Genomic DNA, 16,700 nt, shown 5'->3' on the forward strand with positions numbered 1-16,700 from the left:
GCCGAAGGCGCGCGGGCGCAGATCCACGCGCGCACGTGCACACCGGCGGAGGAAGCCGCGATGCGAGTGGCGGTGAAGGGGCCGAGCGCAGCGGGGTCGTGGGGGTCGTCGAGCGGTGGCGCGTTTCATAATGCAGCGCCTCTTCCGGCTCGCGCTCACCTAGGATGCGCGAGGGAGGAATGTCGCGCGTCTGCATCAAGCTGGCGCTCCTCTCGTTTGGGTGGCTGCTCGCGGCGTGCGCTCACACGCGCGCGGAGAAGCTCCCCGGCGAGACGGATCTCGAGGTGTCGCGTGTGTCGATCGTCTCGGTCGACGGACAGAGCGACGACTTCTCCGTGCTGCTCCCGCGTCTCGGGTCGCGCCCGGGCAACGCGCTCTACACCAACCGCTACTACAACCCGGTGCGCGTCGCGGAGGACCGGCGCCGCGTCCTCACGTTCCTCCAGTCGAAGGGGTACTTCGACGCGCGCGTCGAAGAGCCCGACGTCGCGATCGACGAGGCGAAGAGGCGCGTCGAGATCACGATCCAATACGAGAAGGGACCGCGCTACGCGCTCGCGGGCGTCGGCTTCGAGGGCGCGCCGCCGGGCACCGAGCCGATCCTCGACGCCCGCGTCACCGCGCGCGCCGGCGATCTCTACGACCTCGAGACGATGCGCGTCGCGCGCTACGACATGGCGCAGGACCTCCAGCGCGAGGGCTACGGGCACGCGCGCGTGTACGTCCGCACGTACGTCGATCGATCGGCGCACACGATCCGCGTCGTGTACTTCGCCGATCCCGGACCGCGCACGAAGATCGGAAGGATCACGATCGAGGGGACGCGAAAGGTCGACGCGTCCGACGTCCGTGCGCGGCTCGGGCTCGAGCCCGGTGAGCCGTACACGCTCTCGCGCAAGGAGAAGGCCGAGCTCGATCTCTACGACATCGGCGCGTTCGCCGGCGTCGTGATCGACACGACCGCCGACGTCGAGACCTACTTCGGCGACGTCCCCGACTCCGGCGGCGTGATCCCTCCCGCGCGCGTCGCGGCGGACGGGACGCTCTCGCCCCGCGCGATCGACGACACGATCGATCTCGTCGTCCACGTCGACGAGGCGCCGTCCGCGCGCGTGCGCCTCCGCGGGACGGTCGAGGCCGATCCGACCCGCGGCGACGCGACCGCGGGCGCCGAGCTCCAGCTCCGCAACGTGTTCGGCTCGCAGCACCACGTGACCGTGCGCGGGCGCGTCGGCTACGGCGTCCTCTTCTCCGACGAGGTCGACACCCCCGGCGGGCTCTACGGCGACGCGCTCCTCCGCTACACGCGGCCGTCGCTCTTCGGGCGCATCGTCGACGGACGGCTGTCGGTGCGCTTCCGCGACGTCCTGTATCCGGGGTTCCACTTCCGCGAGCTGTTCGCCGGGCCGGGCGTCCGCTCCACGCTCGCGCGCGATCTCTTCGTCGAGGCGGACGCGGGCTTCCGCCTCGGGCAAGAGGTCGACTTCGGCAGCTTCGACGAGGCGACGCGCGCGCGCTTCGCGCTCTCCGATTCGCGGACGTATCGCGGGGCCGAGGCGTCGGGCGCGATCGTGTGGGACGCGCGCAACGATCCGGTCGAGCCGATGCGGGGTCATCTCCTCGCCCTCCGCGTCGCGGCGAGCCCCGGCGGCGCGCTCGCGACGAACCGCTACGTGCTCGCCGCCCCCGAAGGACGCGCCTTCGTCCCGCTCTCGTCCTCCTTCTCGCTCGGTCTCCGCGCGTCGGCGGGCTGGGTCTTCGGTTGGGACGACGCGGGGGTCCCGCTCGGCCCGCGGTTCTTCGGCGGAGGCGCGTTCGGCAACCGCGGCTTCGGGCGTGACCGGATGTCGCCGGTCGCGCCGTCCGGCACGCTGGTCGGCGGCCTCAGCCTGCTCGAGAGCTCGGTCGAGCTCCGCTACTTGCCGGTGCTGAAGCAGGCCGGCCTCGTCGTCTTCGTCGACGCGGGCGGCGCCGGCACGCGCGCGAACCCGCTCGAGGCCGGCGTCTCGATGGCGGCGGGCATCGGCCCGCGCCTTCGCCTCTGGTACGTTCCGTTGTCGGTCGATCTCGCGCACCAGTTCGTGCGCGACGCCGAGCTCGGCAACCATCGTTTCCTCGTGTTCGCCCGCATCGGAGAGGCCTTCTAGATGAGCGACGAGCCCGCCGAGAAGAAGGAGCCGCCGAAGCGAAGGTCCGTCGCGCGGCGCGTCCTTCGCGGCCTCCGCAACCTCCTCGGCGTCGTCGTGCTCCTCCTCGTCCTCGTCGTCGCGTGGCTCCACACCGACTCGGGCGCCGAGACGCTCCGGTCACGGATCGAGGCGAGGCTCGGCGAGCGCGTGACGACGAAGGCCACGATCGGACAGCTCCGGTTCTCGCTCTTCTCCGGCATCTCTCTCTCGGACGTCACCGTCTTCGATCGCGACGACAAGGGCGCGATCGTCGCCGGTCGCGCCTTCGTGAAGCCGCGGCTCGGCGAGGTCCTCGGCGGCACGATCGCGCTCGACGAGGTCACCCTCGAGCACGTGAACGTCGAGGTCCGAGGACGACCCGACGGCACGACGAACCTCACCGGGATCGCGAAGCCGTCTCCCCCGCGCGATCCCAACGCGAAGGACGATCGGCGCGTCGTCGTCCGCGCGCTCGCCGTGCGCGACGTCGCGGTGCACGTGTCGAAGCCGGACGGCGCGAAGATCGACGTCGAAGGCGTCGCGCTCGACGGTCACCTCGATACGCGCGCCGCGGCCGGGACGACGAGCGCGGAGCTCGCGCTCGCGATCGCGAAGGTCTCCGTCGAGAGGCCGCGCGAGCTCACGCTCACCGTCACGGAGATCGCGACGAAGGCGACCGCCGATCTCGTCGGCGGGCGTGGCCCGATCGTGCTCGGACCGACGACGGCGGCGATCCGGGTGACGCGACCGGAGCAGAAGGACGTCGCGACGAAGCTCTCGCTCCCCAAGCTCGCCGCCGACGTCACGCCGGAGCGGCTCACGCTCGCGCTCGAGACCCTCGAGCTCGCGGCGCTCTCGATCGCGACGGCGAAGGTCGAGGCCGCGCGCAAGGCCGACGGCTCGGTCGATCGCGTCGAGACGGCGCGCGTGACGAGGCTCGCGGTGAAGGCCGCCGACGTCGAGGCCCTCGCCGGCAAGCCGGTCCTCGCGAGCGATCTCACGATCGAGGTCGACGCGTCCGGACCGGCGGAGGCGTTCGCGCCGAAGATCGAGATCGCGAGCGCCGGCGGCGTCCTCACGCTCCGCGCGTCGCTCGACCTCCGCGATCCGAAGGTCGTCCGCTACGACGCGTCGCTCACGACGAAGTCCCTCGACGTGAAGAAGGTCTACGCGTCGGAGAAGGTGCCGCCCCTCGTCGTCGGCGAGCTCGCGCTCACGGCGAAGGGCGAGCGCAAGGAAGACGCGCCCGCGCGGCTCGGAGGAACGCTCCTCCTCCGCGACGTCCAGGTCCGCGACGTCATGATCGACGCCGTCGACGCGCGGTTCCGCGTCGCCGATCACGTGATCGCGATCGAAGAGCTGACGGTGCGGGCGCTCGGTCAGAAGCTCGACGCGAGCGGGACCTACCGCGCCGAGACGAAGGAGATCGACGCCGAGCTCACCGCCGACGCGCGCGTATCGGAGCTGCTCGCGAGGCTCCGTCGCGCGGGGGTGCTCTCGCGCCCGCCGTCGCCGATCGCCCTCGCGCTCTCGCTCTCGCGTCCGGTGAAGGTCCGCGTGTCGGGGAAGGTCGACGGCGAGATGGTCGTCCGTGTCGACGACGTCGACGCGAGGATCGCCGGCGGCGCCGCGCGCGCGAGCGTCACCGCGCGCGTCGTGCGCGGCGATCCGGCGAAGGACGAGAAGGCGATCGTCGTGAAGCACGTCGACGCCGACGTCGATCTCCGCGCGGTGTCGCTCGCCGAGATCGGACGCCTGCGCGGGAAGGAGCTCCCCGTCGCGGGACGCGCGCGCGGACGGGTGCGCGTGGAGGGAGACCTCGCCGCGCCGGAGGGCGAGATCGACCTCACCGTCGATCTCACCCTGCCCGAGGATTCCTCGCAGCCGGTCGGCACGTTGCGCGCGAAGGGCGACCTCGGCGGGCGCGCCGGCGCCGGGCGCATCGACGCGAAGATCGCGCTCACGAACGCCTCCGGCGCGGCGCTCGCGACGGTCGACGTCAAGGGCACGCGCGCGGGCCTCGCCGCGCCGCTCGCGATCGCGGTCGACGTGCCCGATCGGTCGCTCTCCGACTTCGCGCCGCTCCTCGCGCCGGAGATCCGCGAGAAGCTGCCGAAGGACGCGCGCGTCGCGCTGACCGCGAAGGTCGACGGCGGAGCGCGGCGCACGAACGTCGAGGCCGATCTCACCGCGCACCTCGCGCCAGGCGCGGCGCCGATCACGCTCCGCGCGCGCGCAGCTCTCGAGGGCCCGCCCGCGGCGGCGTCGACGGCGCCGCTGTCGTGGACGCTCGACGCCGACGTCCCCGAGTCGGAGCTCGCGTCGCTGCCGCTCCCGCCGGAGAGGCGCGTCGCGCTCGCCGACGTCCGCGGCAAGGTCGGCGTCACGCTGCACGCGAAGGGCACCCGCGCCGACGCCGCGGGAGACCTCACGATCACGGCGCGCGGCGTGGCGAGAGGCGTGAGCCCTCCGCTCGACGCGCGCGTCGCGGTCGCGCTCGGAGACGACGCGACGACGATCGATCTCGAGGGGTCGCTCTCCGAGCTCCGCGTGCTCGAGGGATCGGTGCGCGCCGCGCTCGGAGGCAAGGGCCTCGTCACGGCCGCCCGCGCGGGCGCGCTCGCGACGGTGGACCCCGCCGTCGCCGGCACGCTCACGATCCCGGAGCGCACGATGACCGAGTGGTCGCGCCTCGCGCCGGGCGCGCGCGACCTCCCGGGGAAGCTCGGCGGCGACCTCGCGCTGTCGGGCCACGCGCGCGATCCGGAGCTACACCTCCGGCTCGGCTACGCGGGGTATCCCACGCTCACCGGCGCCGCCGGCGCGCTCGCGATCGACGCGCGCGGGAAGCGCGAGCGGGCGGTGGTCACGGTGAAGGCGAACGACGCGATCACCCTCGCGGCCGAGGTCTCCCCCGCGGCGGTCCTCGCGGCGCGCAAGGTCGACGGCGGCGCGGCGAAGGTCCACGCGTCGCTCGACGCCGACGACGTCCCGATCGCGTCGCTCCTGCCGGACAGCGAGGACCTGCGCGCGTCGCGCCCCCGCGGTCGGCTCGACGCGCGCATGACGGCGGACGCGACGCTCGTGTTCCGCGGCGACGCGCGCGAGCTCGGCGAGCTCTCGATCCGCGGGCCCCTCACGGTGAAGGAGGGCGCCTTCCAGATCCCGACGACGTGGCGACGCGTGCACGACGTCTCGGTCCACGTCGAGGGCGACGGCGACAAGATCGCCATAAAGAGCATCGCGGCGAAGGAGTCGGATCGGGACGAGCCGAACCGCGCGCTCGCGATCGACGGCGCGTACGCGGTCCGCGATCGCGAGCTGTCCCTTCACGCGAAGGCGCATCGCGTCCTCCTCTCCGGCGGCAGCTTCGGCATGCTCGACGCGCCGAAGGCCGCGCTCAGCGCGGACGTGTCGGTGCGGGCGTCGCTCGGCGGCGCGGTGCGCCGCGTCGTCGTCGACGTGAACGCGCTCGATCTCGACAGCGGCGATCGTCAGCCCCGCGCCGTGCAGCAAGAGGTCTTGAGCCTCGGCGACGTCATCGAGGTCGGCGCGGGCGTCCCGGTCGGCAAGCTCCCCGTCGCGTCGCCGCCGCCACCGCCGCCGCCGCGGACCGCGGAGCGCAGGCCCGAGGACAAGTCGCTCGACGTCGTCGTCCGGATCCCGAGGCCGATCCACGTGAAGCAGCGGCCGCTGGAGCTCTACGCGAAGGGGGAGGTCCACCTCGAGCGGTACGGCGAAGAGCGCGTCCTCTCGGGGAAGCTCGAGGCGAGCGACGGCTCGCTCCTCGTCGGCGGTCGACTCCATCCGTTGACGAAGGGCGAGGTCCGCATGACGGAGGAGGGGCCGTTCCTCGATCTCCACTTCCGTCGCGAGCCGCACCCGGCGGCCCTGCGCGATCTCGCGACCGCCGGCGGCACCGACGTGTACGCGCACATGGTCGGGCCGTTCGGGAAGCAGAAGATCTCCTTTTCGGGGACGGCCGACGGCCTCTTCGAGGGGCTCGCGATCGAGAACATCGGCCGCGTGCGCGTCCTGTCGACCCCGGACGCGCCGGCGGGGCAGACGCCGCAGCTCCCGCTCGTCCCGCAGATCCGGCAGACCGCGTTCATGAGCGCGAACCTCCCGCACCTCGCGTTCCTCGATCGGATGAACACCTACGCCGATCCGAACGTGAGCCGCTTCGCGTACGGACGCTTCGAGAACCTCGAGGCCGAGCGCTACTCGCAGGACGGAACGCGCCGCATCCGCACGACGGTGCGGTCGCGCGTGATCGGTCAGAGCGACGCCGAGGTCGAAGGCAGCCTCCTCTTCCGCAACGATCCCCGCGTCGTCTCGGGGATCGGCCTCCTCGGCGGCACGCGCGTCGGCGGCGGGCCGACGATCTTCCTCGAGTGGTCGAGCGCCGATTAGCGTCAGAGCTCGACGGACACGCGGTAGACGAGGAGCGCGTACACCGGCATCTTGAGGATCTGGAAGCCGAACGAGTCGTCGCCCGGGCGCGTGAGCACGTTCGCGAGGAAGAGGTCGTTCTTGAGGAGGCCGATCCTCCGGCCGCCGGTGAAGCCGACGGCGAGCTCGAGCTCGCGCTCGCCGCGCCGGGGCAGATCCATGACGCGCACGGTCGGGCCGATCGCGCCGAGGGTCTGCGATCGGAAGAACACGGTCGCGTCGTAGCGGAAGAGCCACCCGCGATCGTGCATCGTCGTGTGGAGCCAGTCGAACGAGTTGTTCGGACAGTCCTCGTAGCGGATCGCGGCGTTCCCCATGAAGAGCACCGGATCGGCGACCGGCAGCACCATGCGGAGGCGCCCTTCGCCGTAGCCCCAGCTCTCGGTCGTGAAGGACTTCTCGTCGTCGAGCGCGGAGCGGACCTCGCGCGTGCCCGCGACGTCGGGCGCGAACGCGTACGTGCGCCACACGCGCCGGTAGCCGGCGGTCACGCCGGCGCTGAAGAAGAGGAAGCGCACGTCGGTGTGCGCGGCGACCTCGCCGAAGCCGAGGCTCGCGAGCGTGTTGACGCGCGGGACGATCGCCGCGTAGTCGTCGCGCTGGATCGAGAAGCGGCGCTCGAGCGTCGCTTGCACGCCGGCGGTGTACGCGTCGAACGAGGCCCACGTGCCGCCGCGCGGCGCGGTGAGGAACACGTCGCGCGGCACGAAGACGGGCGGGACGTCGGCGCCGATCGGATGCTCCGCGGCCCGCGCCTCCGGCACCGCGCCGAACGCGAGCATCGCGGCGAACACCGATCCACGCGCCATCCGCGAACGAGGCACGCCCTCAGACTAGGGGCCGTTCCCGTTCCTGTCGACGTCATCGGAGCCCGACGGCTCACGATCCTCGGACGCGCTCGCGCCGGATCAGATCGCGGAGGGCGGCGCGCAACGCGTGGGCGCGCGAGCCTCTCGCGACGGGCGCGCCGTCGACGCTCGCGATCGGCAGGCACTCGATCCGAGCGCTCGTGAGGAAGGCCTCGTCGCATTCGCGAAGCTCGCGCGCAGCGACGCGTCGCTCCTCCGCGACGAGGCCCACGTCCTTCGCGATCTCGAGCACCGCCGCGCGCGTGACGCCGGCGCGGCACCCGGAGTCGAGCGACGGCGTCGCGAGCGCGTCGCCGCGGACGACGAAGAGGTTCGCCATCGTCGCGCACGCGAGGTCTCCGTCGAGCGTGAGCTGGATCCCCTCCGCCGCGCCGCGCGCCTCGGCCTCGCGCCGCGCGAGCGTCTGCATCGCGTAGCTCGTCGTCTTCGCGCTCGCGTCGAGCCGTCCCAGCGCGACGTCCACGCGGTCCGCCTCCGCGGTGCGCTCGTCTCGGGCGCCGAAGCACGCGGGCGGGATGCGGCGCGCGCTCACCGTCACCACCGCGACGCCGCGGGCGTACTCGTCGTCGGTGGGCACGCGCATCGGCTCGGCGAAGACGGAGCACGTCGTGTCGGTCACCGTCACGCGCACGCGCGCGTCGGCCGCGCCGGTCCGCGTCGCCGCTTCGTCGAGGACGTCGTCGACCGCGCGCGGCACCGAGAGCCCGAACGCCGCCGCGGCCCGGCGGAGCTGCGCGAGGTGCCGGTCCGCGCGAAAGCAGCGCCCGTCGTACGCGCGCAGCGTCGCGAACGCCCCTTCGCCGAGCTGGTAGCCGCGATCGAGGAAGGGCACCCGCGCGCTCTCGACCGCGACGAAGTCCCCATCGATCCACAACACCCGACTCAACGCGCGCCGAGCATGACACGCCTCGCCCCGCGGGCAAGCACCACGCGAAGTCGCGTCTCCCTTGCCCCGTGGGCGCGGCGCCGCATCACCTCGTCCGCGGAGCTCTCGAGGAGCGGGGCGGAGCTTCGTCGAGGTGCTAGGCTGCGCGGCGATGCGCCTCGTGGTGCTGATGCCTGCGTTTCAGGAGGGCGAGCGGCTCGAGGCGACGCTCGACGAGCTCGCGGTCGCGGCGCGCGCGGGGGGACACGACGTGGTCGTGTTCGTCGTCGACGACGGGAGCGCGGCGCCGATCGTGCTCGAGGCGCGCGCGGAGCTGCGGGTCGTGCTCGCGCGGCACCCCGTGAACCTCGGGCAGGGCGCGGCGATCGAGACCGCGCGGCGGCTCGCGCTGCATCCGCGCTGGAGCGGCGAGGACGGGTTCGACGCCTACGTCACGATGGACTCCGACGGACAGCATCGCGCCGCCGACGCGCTCGCGCTCGCGGAGGCGATCCGCGCCGGCGCGGACGTCGCGCTCGGCGATCGCTTCGCGGGCGCCTCCAACGTTCCCCTCACGCGCCGCCTCTTGCTCCGCCTCGCGCGCGCCTTCGAGCGCTGGACGACGGGGCTCGTCCTCGCCGACGCGCACAACGGGCTCCGCGCGTTCAGCCCGCGCGCGATCGGCCTCATGCGGCTCCGGCAGAACCGGATGGCGCACGCGACCGAGCTGACGCGGCGGATCGGCGAGTCCGTGCATTCTGCACGTGCCTTGAAGCTCGTCGAGGTCCCCGTCTCCGTGCGCTACTCGGCGGAGACCCTCGCGAAGGGCCAGACCGCGGGCGGGGCGATCGCGATCCTCGTCGATCTGTTCCAGGGCTTCTTGTTCGGGAGCCCCGAGTGAAGCCCGAGGTCACCGTCGCGGCGCTCCTGCTCGTCGGGTTCCTCGTCGCGCTCTTCATCCACGACTGGACGACGCGCGCGCGAAACCGGCGCCTCCTCTACGTGCAGCTCGCCGTCTTCGCGGCGGGCGCGCTGCTCATCTTGTTCCCCGAGATCGCGCGGCGGCTCGCGGCGGCGGTGGGGATCGGCCGCGGCGTCGACTTCGTCATCTACCCCACCGTGATCTGGCTCGTGCGCGAGTCGCTCGTGAACCGCCGCCGCCGCCGCGAAGAAGAGGAGCGCCTCACCGAGCTCGCCCGCTCCGTCGCGATCGAACGCGCGCACGAGGTCTGAGCGGGCCCCAGAGAAGCCGGGCAGCGATCGCGAGCGCCGACCACCCGAGGCCGTCGCCGACGGTTCGGAACCAGGTCTCGTCTACCGTCCAGCGGACGCGCACGCGCGCGGCCAGGGCCTGGTGCGGTGGAAGTCGCGTCGTCACCTCGCCCGTCGGCTCGACGAGCGCGCTGACGCCGTCGTTCGTCACGCGCAAGAGTTGGCGCCCGTGCTCGACCGCGCGAGAGCGCGCGAGCGCGAGATGGAGCTCGGCGCCGGGGGAGTCGCCGAACCACGCGTCGCTCGTGAGGTTGACGAGGAGCTCCGGCCGCGTCGCGTCGACGGAGCGCGCGAAGGCGTCGTAGAGGATGTCCTCGAAGCAGATCGAGACGCCGATCCGGTGCTCATCGAGGACGATCGCGTCGGGACGTGGCCCTTCCGTGAACGGAGCGACGGGCGGGACGGCGCCGCCGAGCAGGGCTCGTTCGCCGAGCGGCGCCAGCGATTGCTTCAGGTACGTCCCCAACCGTCGGCCGTCGGGCGCGACCATCACCGCCGCGTTGAAGACCTCGGGTCCGCGCGCCGAGCGGCGTTCGAGGATTGCGCCCGTGAGGAGCGGCACGTCGATCGCGACCTCGTCGCGCTTGAGCGCACCGAGGACGTCGTCGCGGAAGAAGGCCTCCGTCGTTCGTGTGTCGTCGGCCGGCAGCGCGCGCGTGATCGCGGTCTCGGGCCAGACGACGAACGCCGGACGGACCCCTGTTCGCAGCGCCGTGTCGGTCGGCGTGCGGTGCACGTCGATCTCGCGGTCGCGGGCGTCGAGTGGACCGAGGTTGCCCTGAACGACGAGGACCTCGCTCGTCGGGCTCCGCGCGATCCGCTCGCGGAGCGCGCGCATCCGAACGAGACCGCCCAGCGCGAAGCTCGCGACGGCGCTCGCCAGGACCGCCGCGCGAACCCACGCCTCGCGGTGCTTACCGCTCCACCAGGACGCAAGGACGACGACGACACCGGCGTTGACCGTCGCGACGAGCCCGCTCACGAGGACCGGACCTCCGAGCGCGGCCGGCTGCATGAAGACGGGGCACGCCTGAACGACGACGCCGAGGTACCAGGGGAGGAGCTGCGGGAAGAGCATCTCCGCGCTCATCCAGGAGAGCGGGAGCGCGACGACGAGCGACGACCCCAACGCCACGCACCGCGCCGCTGCCCCGAGCGCGAACGCGCATCGCAGCGCGGAGAGCGCGCAATAGACGCCGAACGCGACGCCGCTCACGATCGGCGAGGCGTGCGCGACGCGAACGACGGCAGGGACGGTCCACCAGAACCCGAGGAGATGAACGAAGAAGCCGAACGCGAGCCCGGCGATCGCCGCGCGCGCGACCGACTGCTTCGCGACGGACGCGACGGGCGCGAGGCAGAAGAAGCTCGCGGGCCAGAAGCTCGCGGGCGGCAGCGTCGAATAGAGGAGTATCGCGGAGGCGGCCGCGCGGAGGAGCAAGGAGATCACGGGCGCGCGCGCCGTCGCCACGAGCCAATGGCGATCGCACTAACAAATACGAATCCCGAATAGCGGGCGCCGGCGCTGCCTCTCGGACCGCAGGCGCACGATGCGGCCGAGGGTGGATAGCCGCTCGCGAGCGTCGCGCGCTCGTCCTCTCCCGGCGCCAAGACGAGCGCGCGTCCGGGCTCGAGCGCGTCCGGATACATGAGCGAGCTCTTTGCGCGTGGCTCGATGCAAGCCGGGACGCCCGCGAGCGCGCGGCTGGGGTCGGCGACGCACGAGTGCTCGAGCCCGAGGACGTGGCCGAGCTCGTGGACGAGGACAGCGAAGAGCGGCAGGCTCCGCGCGCCGTCGCCAGGAGAGCCTGGAGCGCCGCGCGACCAGTCGACGTCGACGCCGTTCACTTCGATGTCCGCCTCGGCGACTTCTCCGTCCGCTGCGTCGCCCGGAGCGTCGATCGGATAGAGGTGCGTGACGGCCTGATGGGCACGCGTGAAGCAGCCTCGCGCGGAGAGTGCCTCCTCCGAGCAGCGTCGCGACGTCTGGAGCAAGACGACGCTCACGCCGTCCTGCGCGACGTCTCCGCGCGGCCTCGACGCGGCGATGCGGATGCGTGGAGCGCCGCTCGGACGGAGCCCGTTCCACGCGTCCGCCGCGAGCTCGAGCTCGCGGCGAACGACCTCCTCGGAGAGCGACTTCGCGTTCGCCGGAACGACGGGCACGAGCTCGATCTCGCGGCGCGCCCAGTGGACCCGTTTCCCCGATCCGACCGTCGCGAGCCTCCCGGCGAAGGCGGTCGCCGGAGCGAGGACGATCGCGAGCCCGCCGATCAGCGACGCGAGCGCGCGGATCACGAATCGCCGCCGCTCACTCGAACTCGAACCGACTCACGCGCTCCCGCCGACTGGATGCGTAGTGGATCTTCGTTTGAATGCTCGCTGTCACCGCGAAGGGTCCACTTCTTGTACGCGTGATCGACTCCGTCCAAAGATCGCCGGAGAAACGCTCGCTCCCGAAGAGCGCGAGCACCTCTCGCTTGATCACGACGCGCCCCGACGCGGACGGCCAGCGACAGTACACGCGAGTCTTGCCAGGGGGGGCCGCGTAGAGGAAGAGCGCGATCGTGATGTCAGGCGTGCCCCGCTCGAACTCCAGCACGAAGTCCGACGTGCGAGGCGGTCGAAGCACGCCATCGGCAGGCGGCGTCGACGTGGCCAGGAGCACCAGCGGAAAGCGCGTCACGATCTCGAATGGTGGTACGTCGCCCCCTTTCACGTCGAAGCGAACGCTCTCCTCGCCGACGAACCGCTGGCTGTCGAAGCGGTGGTTCAAGAAGTAGTCGTTGTTTGCACCTGGCGTCGTCTCCACCGTAAAGCTCGGCTCGCCGGCCGTGACGCTGATGGATCCTGCGCTCGCGTACGTGGAACCGCCGGCGTCCTCGAGCTCGTCGAGGAAGGCGGAATCGTCGATGCAATGCCCCTCGTCGTAGCGGGCAGCGGCGTCGAATCGTGGATATCGATTGGAGCCAACGGGTAAGAATCGAGCGGTCAAGATCGCGCCCAACTCTCCGATGGTGTGGTTCAAACGGAGCGTCCCGCTCCCAGGCTGCACGAGGTACGCGAAGGGATCCCCGTCGAACGAACCTGGTCCAATCTCGGAGGTCGTCGGTGGAGCCGCATCTGGAACGGTGTTCGCTGGCGATGCGGCGTCGCCGGATGACGAGGACGACGGCCCGCTCGACGCGTCGTCACTGCATGCGATCGCCGCGAGGGTGAGGAGCGCGAGGAATGCGAGCCGCCTCATAGTTTCTCCACGTCTACGACCAGCGCGAGGGGGCACCTTGCGCAGCCCTCACCCGATAGGAATCTGCCATCGATGGAGCCGTCGATCAAAGCCGATGGATATTGTCCAGGCTGCGAGCGGAGTGGCAGGCTTACTGGAAATTCAAAGGTCGGTACAATGTTGAGACTCACGCTTCCCAGCGAGCACCCAGGCACTGACGTAAGGTACGCACCTCCCACCATCGCAGCCTCTCGGATCCCGCGATCGACGAGCTCCAGCTTGAAAGCTCCGAAGCTTTCCCAGTCCACGAGGTAGTTCACGCAGTCCATCCCTCCCGCCGGTCGGTTGACGCGGGCAATATGCACGCTACCGGCGCCGAGACCGTAGTCCGCGTGGCAGTTCCCGTAGTCCTGTTCATCCGCCCCACGGAAGGTCGAGCGCTGGTCATATCGATCGAGGACCGTGACCTTCAGCCGATCGCCGACTTGAAGGCCCTTCACGCATGGCTCATCGCGAGTGGAGTCGCATCCACTGCTGCACGCGAACACGATGGCGAGCGCCAACGCTCCGGCGAGTAGTCGTCTCATTTCGGCTCAGGAAAGATTGCTGCGTCGAGGAGCATCAGCGTCCGACTGTCGGTCGGAGTACCAAACCAGACCGACAGGACCGGCGCGCTCAACGACGCGTTTTCCATCTTGTACCGCACAACCGGTTTCCCACAACCGGCGAAGATCTCGGTGTTGAAGGTGCCAGACGCCGTCAGCGGGGGCTCGAACTGAAGGCCGCTTCCGAACTCCCTCGCTGGCCGCAGCGTGAAAGGACGCTGACACTCTGCAGGGACGCTCAAGATGTTCGGGTACAGATCTACTGTCAGACCATGCGCGCCGCGCGTAACGAGTTGTCCGGGGTTCGTGACCTGCGCCCAGAAGACGTCTGGGCAGGTGTCGCCCGGCGCCACCAGTCCAGCATTGACCTCGGCTTCGGTCAGCGTCGCGCCATCGAACGTGACGTCCGCGGGGCACTTCACGCATCGATTTCCGACGACCGTGTCGGGACAGAACACGCAGACGCCGTCGGCGTTCGATGTCTCGTTCGGCGCGCAGGGCGTGCACGTCGCCGCGTTGAGCCGGAGTGAAGGCTCGGGCGGCGGGCCGCCGAGCGCGTCGCGAACGAGGCCGTCCGCGAGGCACGTCTCGAAGAGGTTGCCGACCGTCGGAGGATCGGCGGCCGACGGCGAGTGGAGCGCGAAGACGCGGCAGCGATCGCACCAGGATTGGCTCGCGCTCGACATCGCCGCGTTGAGCGCGGCGTACGTATCGGCGTCGCGGAGGTCGCCCGACCGCAGAGCGAGGCGCTCCGCGAAGTGAGCGGCGAAGGTCTTGAGGGTATCGCCTGCGAGGCGCACGCGCTCCGGATCGTTCAGGTTCCCGAACCCCGTCGCCGCGACGCCCAAGCTCGCCGCTCCCTGCGCGGTCGGTCGCGGGACGATCTCTGCCCAGATGTCTCCATCCCCCGGGACGAGGGCGAAGCGCTGGCCGTGGCCGTCGTACACATCGTGGAGGAGCGTCGCGATGCGTCCGACGTTGGGCTGACCAATTCCACCGACCTGGCCCGGCGCGCCCGTAACGTTCGCATCGAAGCAGCTCGCGGTAGACGCTGTCTTCCGGTAGCAGGTGCCGCTGTTGGGGTGGAACCCCCAGATCTCCGCAGGCCAGTTGTACGCCGCGCTTCCCGCGACCTGACCGCTGATGAAGTCGGCGATGCCCTCGTTCGTGTACTGAAGCGGCGTCGTCAGATCGGTCCCGCCGACGGCCTGCCTCGCCATGTAGTCCACGGCGCCGTCCTGGGCGTCGTGCAAGAGCGAGCAGAACAAGAAGTGCCCGAACTCGTGGGAGAAGAGGCCGCGCTCGGCGCGCACCGCAGTCCCGTCGGGGAGCAACGAGTCGGCCGCGAGCATCGTGTTGAGGAAGACCTGCGAAGCTACCGCGGCCGCTGGATGGGTGGGCGGTAGTCCCGCGCGCGTGAGGATGCCGTCGCCACGCGTCGCCGCGTTGAGGACGAGCTGCGCTCCCGTCCCTGTCAGCTGGAGGAAGCTGAGGCACGACGTGGTGGGGAAGACCTTCTCGTTGCGCACCCAGCGAATGGTCGTCGGCCAGAAGCCCGCGACGATGCGCTGGCGGTGGGGCGTCTCGTAGGGGATGACGTCTCGCGCCCAGAGCGCCGCGTCGTCGGACTGGTAGAGCGCCGAGAGCCACTCGTGATCGATGTGGACCGTCGCCTTCGCCGACGACGACCGCGCGGCCGCCTCGCCGATCTCGTCGAGCCGGAAATCGCCCGGCGTCGGTCGCGCCGCGTCGTAGCCGCGGAAGTCGCAGAGGTCCGCGGGCACGAGGAAGTTCGTCATGATGATGCGCGGCGTGTCGAGCTGGAGGCAGAGCCCCGATCCACGCGGCGTCTCGCCCGCGAACATGTCGACCACCGCCATCCCGTCGTTGTTCGTCTTCGACCACAACGCCGTCGGCAGGAGCCCGCCGACGCGCTGCAGGATCGTCACGCGCATCCCCGCCGCCGCGAGCGGATGGTTCGCGAGCGGTCCCCAACCACGGATCATCACGGGATCCGGCGTTGGCGGTATACCCGCGACCGGCTGGACGAAGGCCGGGTCCTGCGTCACGGCGTGGAGGTAGAGCGTGACCGGGACCTTCGGGCCGGCGAAGACGGAGGCGATCGTCGTCGTGATGAGCTGGACGGCGTCCTTGATGCGCGTGAGGAGCCACGCCGTCGCGTCGACGAGCACGCGCGCGACGCTGCCGGACTCGAGGGCGATGTCTCCGCGCCGGTCGAGCGGTGTCGTCTCGTAGTCGAGGTAGCGAAAGCCGCTCCGCCCGAGGAGCTCGAGCCGGAGCGAGCCGTTCGCGTTGCGGAGCCCCGACGGTAGGTTCCGGATGACGACGGCCTCGAAGATGGTTCGATCGCCCGTGACGTCTCGCGTGGTCTGGAGATCGATGAGGCGGTTGTACGTCGCGCCCGGGATCAGCACTGGAACGAAGGTGCCGTTGCCGTCGCCGGGGTTCGTGAAGACGCCGCACTTGCCGGCGTGCGGCGCGAGCTCGCTGTCGAGAAGCGGGCGGCTGAGGAGGTGGATCGACAGGCGGCGGAGCGCCAGCGCGTCGTCGCGATGCCGGAGGTAGACCCACGCGTAGTAGAGCGGCGTCGCCGCGCCGCGGCTGTCGACCTCGGCCACCTTCTGAGCCCTCGCCCAGCTGAACTCGCGGCGGAGCCGCGCGGTCTCGACCGGCGTGATGATCTCCATCTCGTCGGTGCATCCGCCGGCCTGCGTGACCGGCGACTTCACGGTGACGGGGTAGTTGGGCGCCGGATTCACCGTGAGACGGAAGTTCGTGCCCGTACGGCGAGCGCTGGCCGGTTGTCGGTCGGTGCAGCCTTGAAAGCGGAGCACACGACCGAGCAGGAGGGCCTCTTGCGTCGTCGGCGTCGCGGTCGGCGATTGACCCTGATAGGTGCACGTGACGTCTTGCCCGTTCGGACGACGGAAGACGAACGAGATCGTTCCGTTCGCGATGATGCCACCGGCGACGGCGTACTCCTGCTGGAGCGAGAACCCCTGCGGAGTCGACGGCTCGAAGCGACTCGTGAGGACCGAGCCGGCGTCGCCGCCGCTCGTGACGGCAAGGTCGATGAAGGGCGACGCCGTCATCGCATGTCTCGGAAGCGTACCGAAGGCGGGGGGCGGCGCAAGTACACCGCCCGTTTCCCCCCGCGACCGCCAACCAATCGAAGGGCCGGGCGGAGACGAACGCCCCCGACTCCACCTTGACGTCCTTTCC

11 protein-coding genes are annotated in these 16,700 nt (G+C 71.1%); 4 read left to right on the forward strand and 7 right to left on the reverse strand.

Annotation, left to right across the window (positions count from 1 at the left end; translation table 11 throughout):
- The first annotated feature begins 179 nt into the window (after window positions 1–179).
- Window positions 180–2,147: a BamA/TamA family outer membrane protein gene (locus KF837_41870; protein ID MBX3233945.1), complete on the forward strand. Its 1,968-nt coding sequence runs from the start codon at window positions 180–182 to the stop codon at window positions 2,145–2,147.
- Window positions 2,148–6,581, forward strand: a complete 4,434-nt coding sequence (locus KF837_41875) for a hypothetical protein (protein MBX3233946.1) — start codon at window positions 2,148–2,150, stop codon at window positions 6,579–6,581.
- 2 nt (window positions 6,582–6,583) lie between these two features.
- Here KF837_41875 and KF837_41880 read toward each other — a convergent pair whose 3' ends face one another.
- Window positions 6,584–7,444: a hypothetical protein gene (locus KF837_41880; GenBank protein MBX3233947.1), complete on the reverse strand. Its 861-nt coding sequence runs from the start codon at window positions 7,442–7,444 to the stop codon at window positions 6,584–6,586.
- 55 nt (window positions 7,445–7,499) lie between these two features.
- Window positions 7,500–8,375 (reverse strand): aminotransferase class IV, encoded by an 876-nt coding sequence (locus tag KF837_41885; GenBank protein ID MBX3233948.1) that lies wholly within the window; start codon window positions 8,373–8,375, stop codon window positions 7,500–7,502.
- Between the two features lie 151 nt (window positions 8,376–8,526).
- Between KF837_41885 and KF837_41890 the strand changes: the two genes are divergently transcribed.
- Together KF837_41890 and KF837_41895 are read left to right on the forward strand one after the other, a co-directional pair.
- Window positions 8,527–9,255: a glycosyltransferase gene (locus KF837_41890; GenBank protein ID MBX3233949.1), complete on the forward strand. Its 729-nt coding sequence runs from the start codon at window positions 8,527–8,529 to the stop codon at window positions 9,253–9,255.
- Window positions 9,252–9,587 carry a DUF2304 domain-containing protein gene (locus KF837_41895; GenBank protein MBX3233950.1) on the forward strand — a complete coding sequence of 112 codons (336 nt, stop codon included), beginning with the start codon at window positions 9,252–9,254 and terminating at the stop codon, window positions 9,585–9,587. Before KF837_41890 ends, KF837_41895 begins: the two co-directional genes overlap by 4 nt.
- Here the strand turns inward: KF837_41895 and lnt are convergent.
- From lnt to KF837_41920, 5 genes are all read right to left on the reverse strand, one after another.
- Complete coding sequence (gene lnt / locus KF837_41900; GenBank protein MBX3233951.1) at window positions 9,538–11,097, reverse strand: apolipoprotein N-acyltransferase; 1,560 nt, start codon at window positions 11,095–11,097, stop codon at window positions 9,538–9,540. The two genes, KF837_41895 and lnt, sit on opposite strands and share 50 nt — an antisense overlap.
- On the reverse strand, window positions 11,073–11,924 hold the full coding sequence (locus KF837_41905) for a matrixin family metalloprotease (protein ID MBX3233952.1): 852 nt from the start codon (window positions 11,922–11,924) through the stop codon (window positions 11,073–11,075). Before KF837_41905 ends, lnt begins: the two co-directional genes overlap by 25 nt.
- A 13-nt stretch (window positions 11,925–11,937) precedes the next feature.
- Entirely contained in the window at window positions 11,938–12,873 is a 936-nt protein-coding gene (locus KF837_41910; GenBank protein MBX3233953.1) for a hypothetical protein, read from the reverse strand.
- The gene (locus KF837_41915; GenBank protein ID MBX3233954.1) at window positions 12,870–13,352 is read right to left on the reverse strand and encodes a hypothetical protein; all 483 of its coding nucleotides are present in this window, start codon (window positions 13,350–13,352) and stop codon (window positions 12,870–12,872) included. The genes KF837_41910 and KF837_41915 overlap by 4 nt, the downstream gene beginning before the upstream one ends.
- Before the next feature lie 83 nt (window positions 13,353–13,435).
- Window positions 13,436–16,570, reverse strand: coding sequence for a hypothetical protein (locus KF837_41920; protein MBX3233955.1), 3,135 nt, complete (start codon window positions 16,568–16,570; stop codon window positions 13,436–13,438).
- Window positions 16,571–16,700: the final 130 nt, after the last annotated feature.

The organism is Labilithrix sp., assembly GCA_019637155.1.
In the GTDB taxonomy this organism is placed as follows: domain Bacteria; phylum Myxococcota_A; class Polyangia; order Polyangiales; family Polyangiaceae; genus Labilithrix.

Bases quoted from the DNA above. Each gene is read 5' to 3' on its own strand.
- KF837_41870 (MBX3233945.1), top strand. From the start codon at position 180: ATGTCGCGCGTCTGCATCAAGCTGGCGCTCCTCTCGTTTGGGTGGCTG.
- KF837_41875 (MBX3233946.1), top strand. From the start codon at position 2,148: ATGAGCGACGAGCCCGCCGAGAAGAAGGAGCCGCCGAAGCGAAGGTCC.
- KF837_41890 (MBX3233949.1), top strand. From the start codon at position 8,527: ATGCGCCTCGTGGTGCTGATGCCTGCGTTTCAGGAGGGCGAGCGGCTC.
- KF837_41910 (MBX3233953.1), bottom strand. From the start codon at position 12,873: ATGAGGCGGCTCGCATTCCTCGCGCTCCTCACCCTCGCGGCGATCGCA.
- KF837_41920 (MBX3233955.1), bottom strand. From the start codon at position 16,570: ATGACGGCGTCGCCCTTCATCGACCTTGCCGTCACGAGCGGCGGCGAC.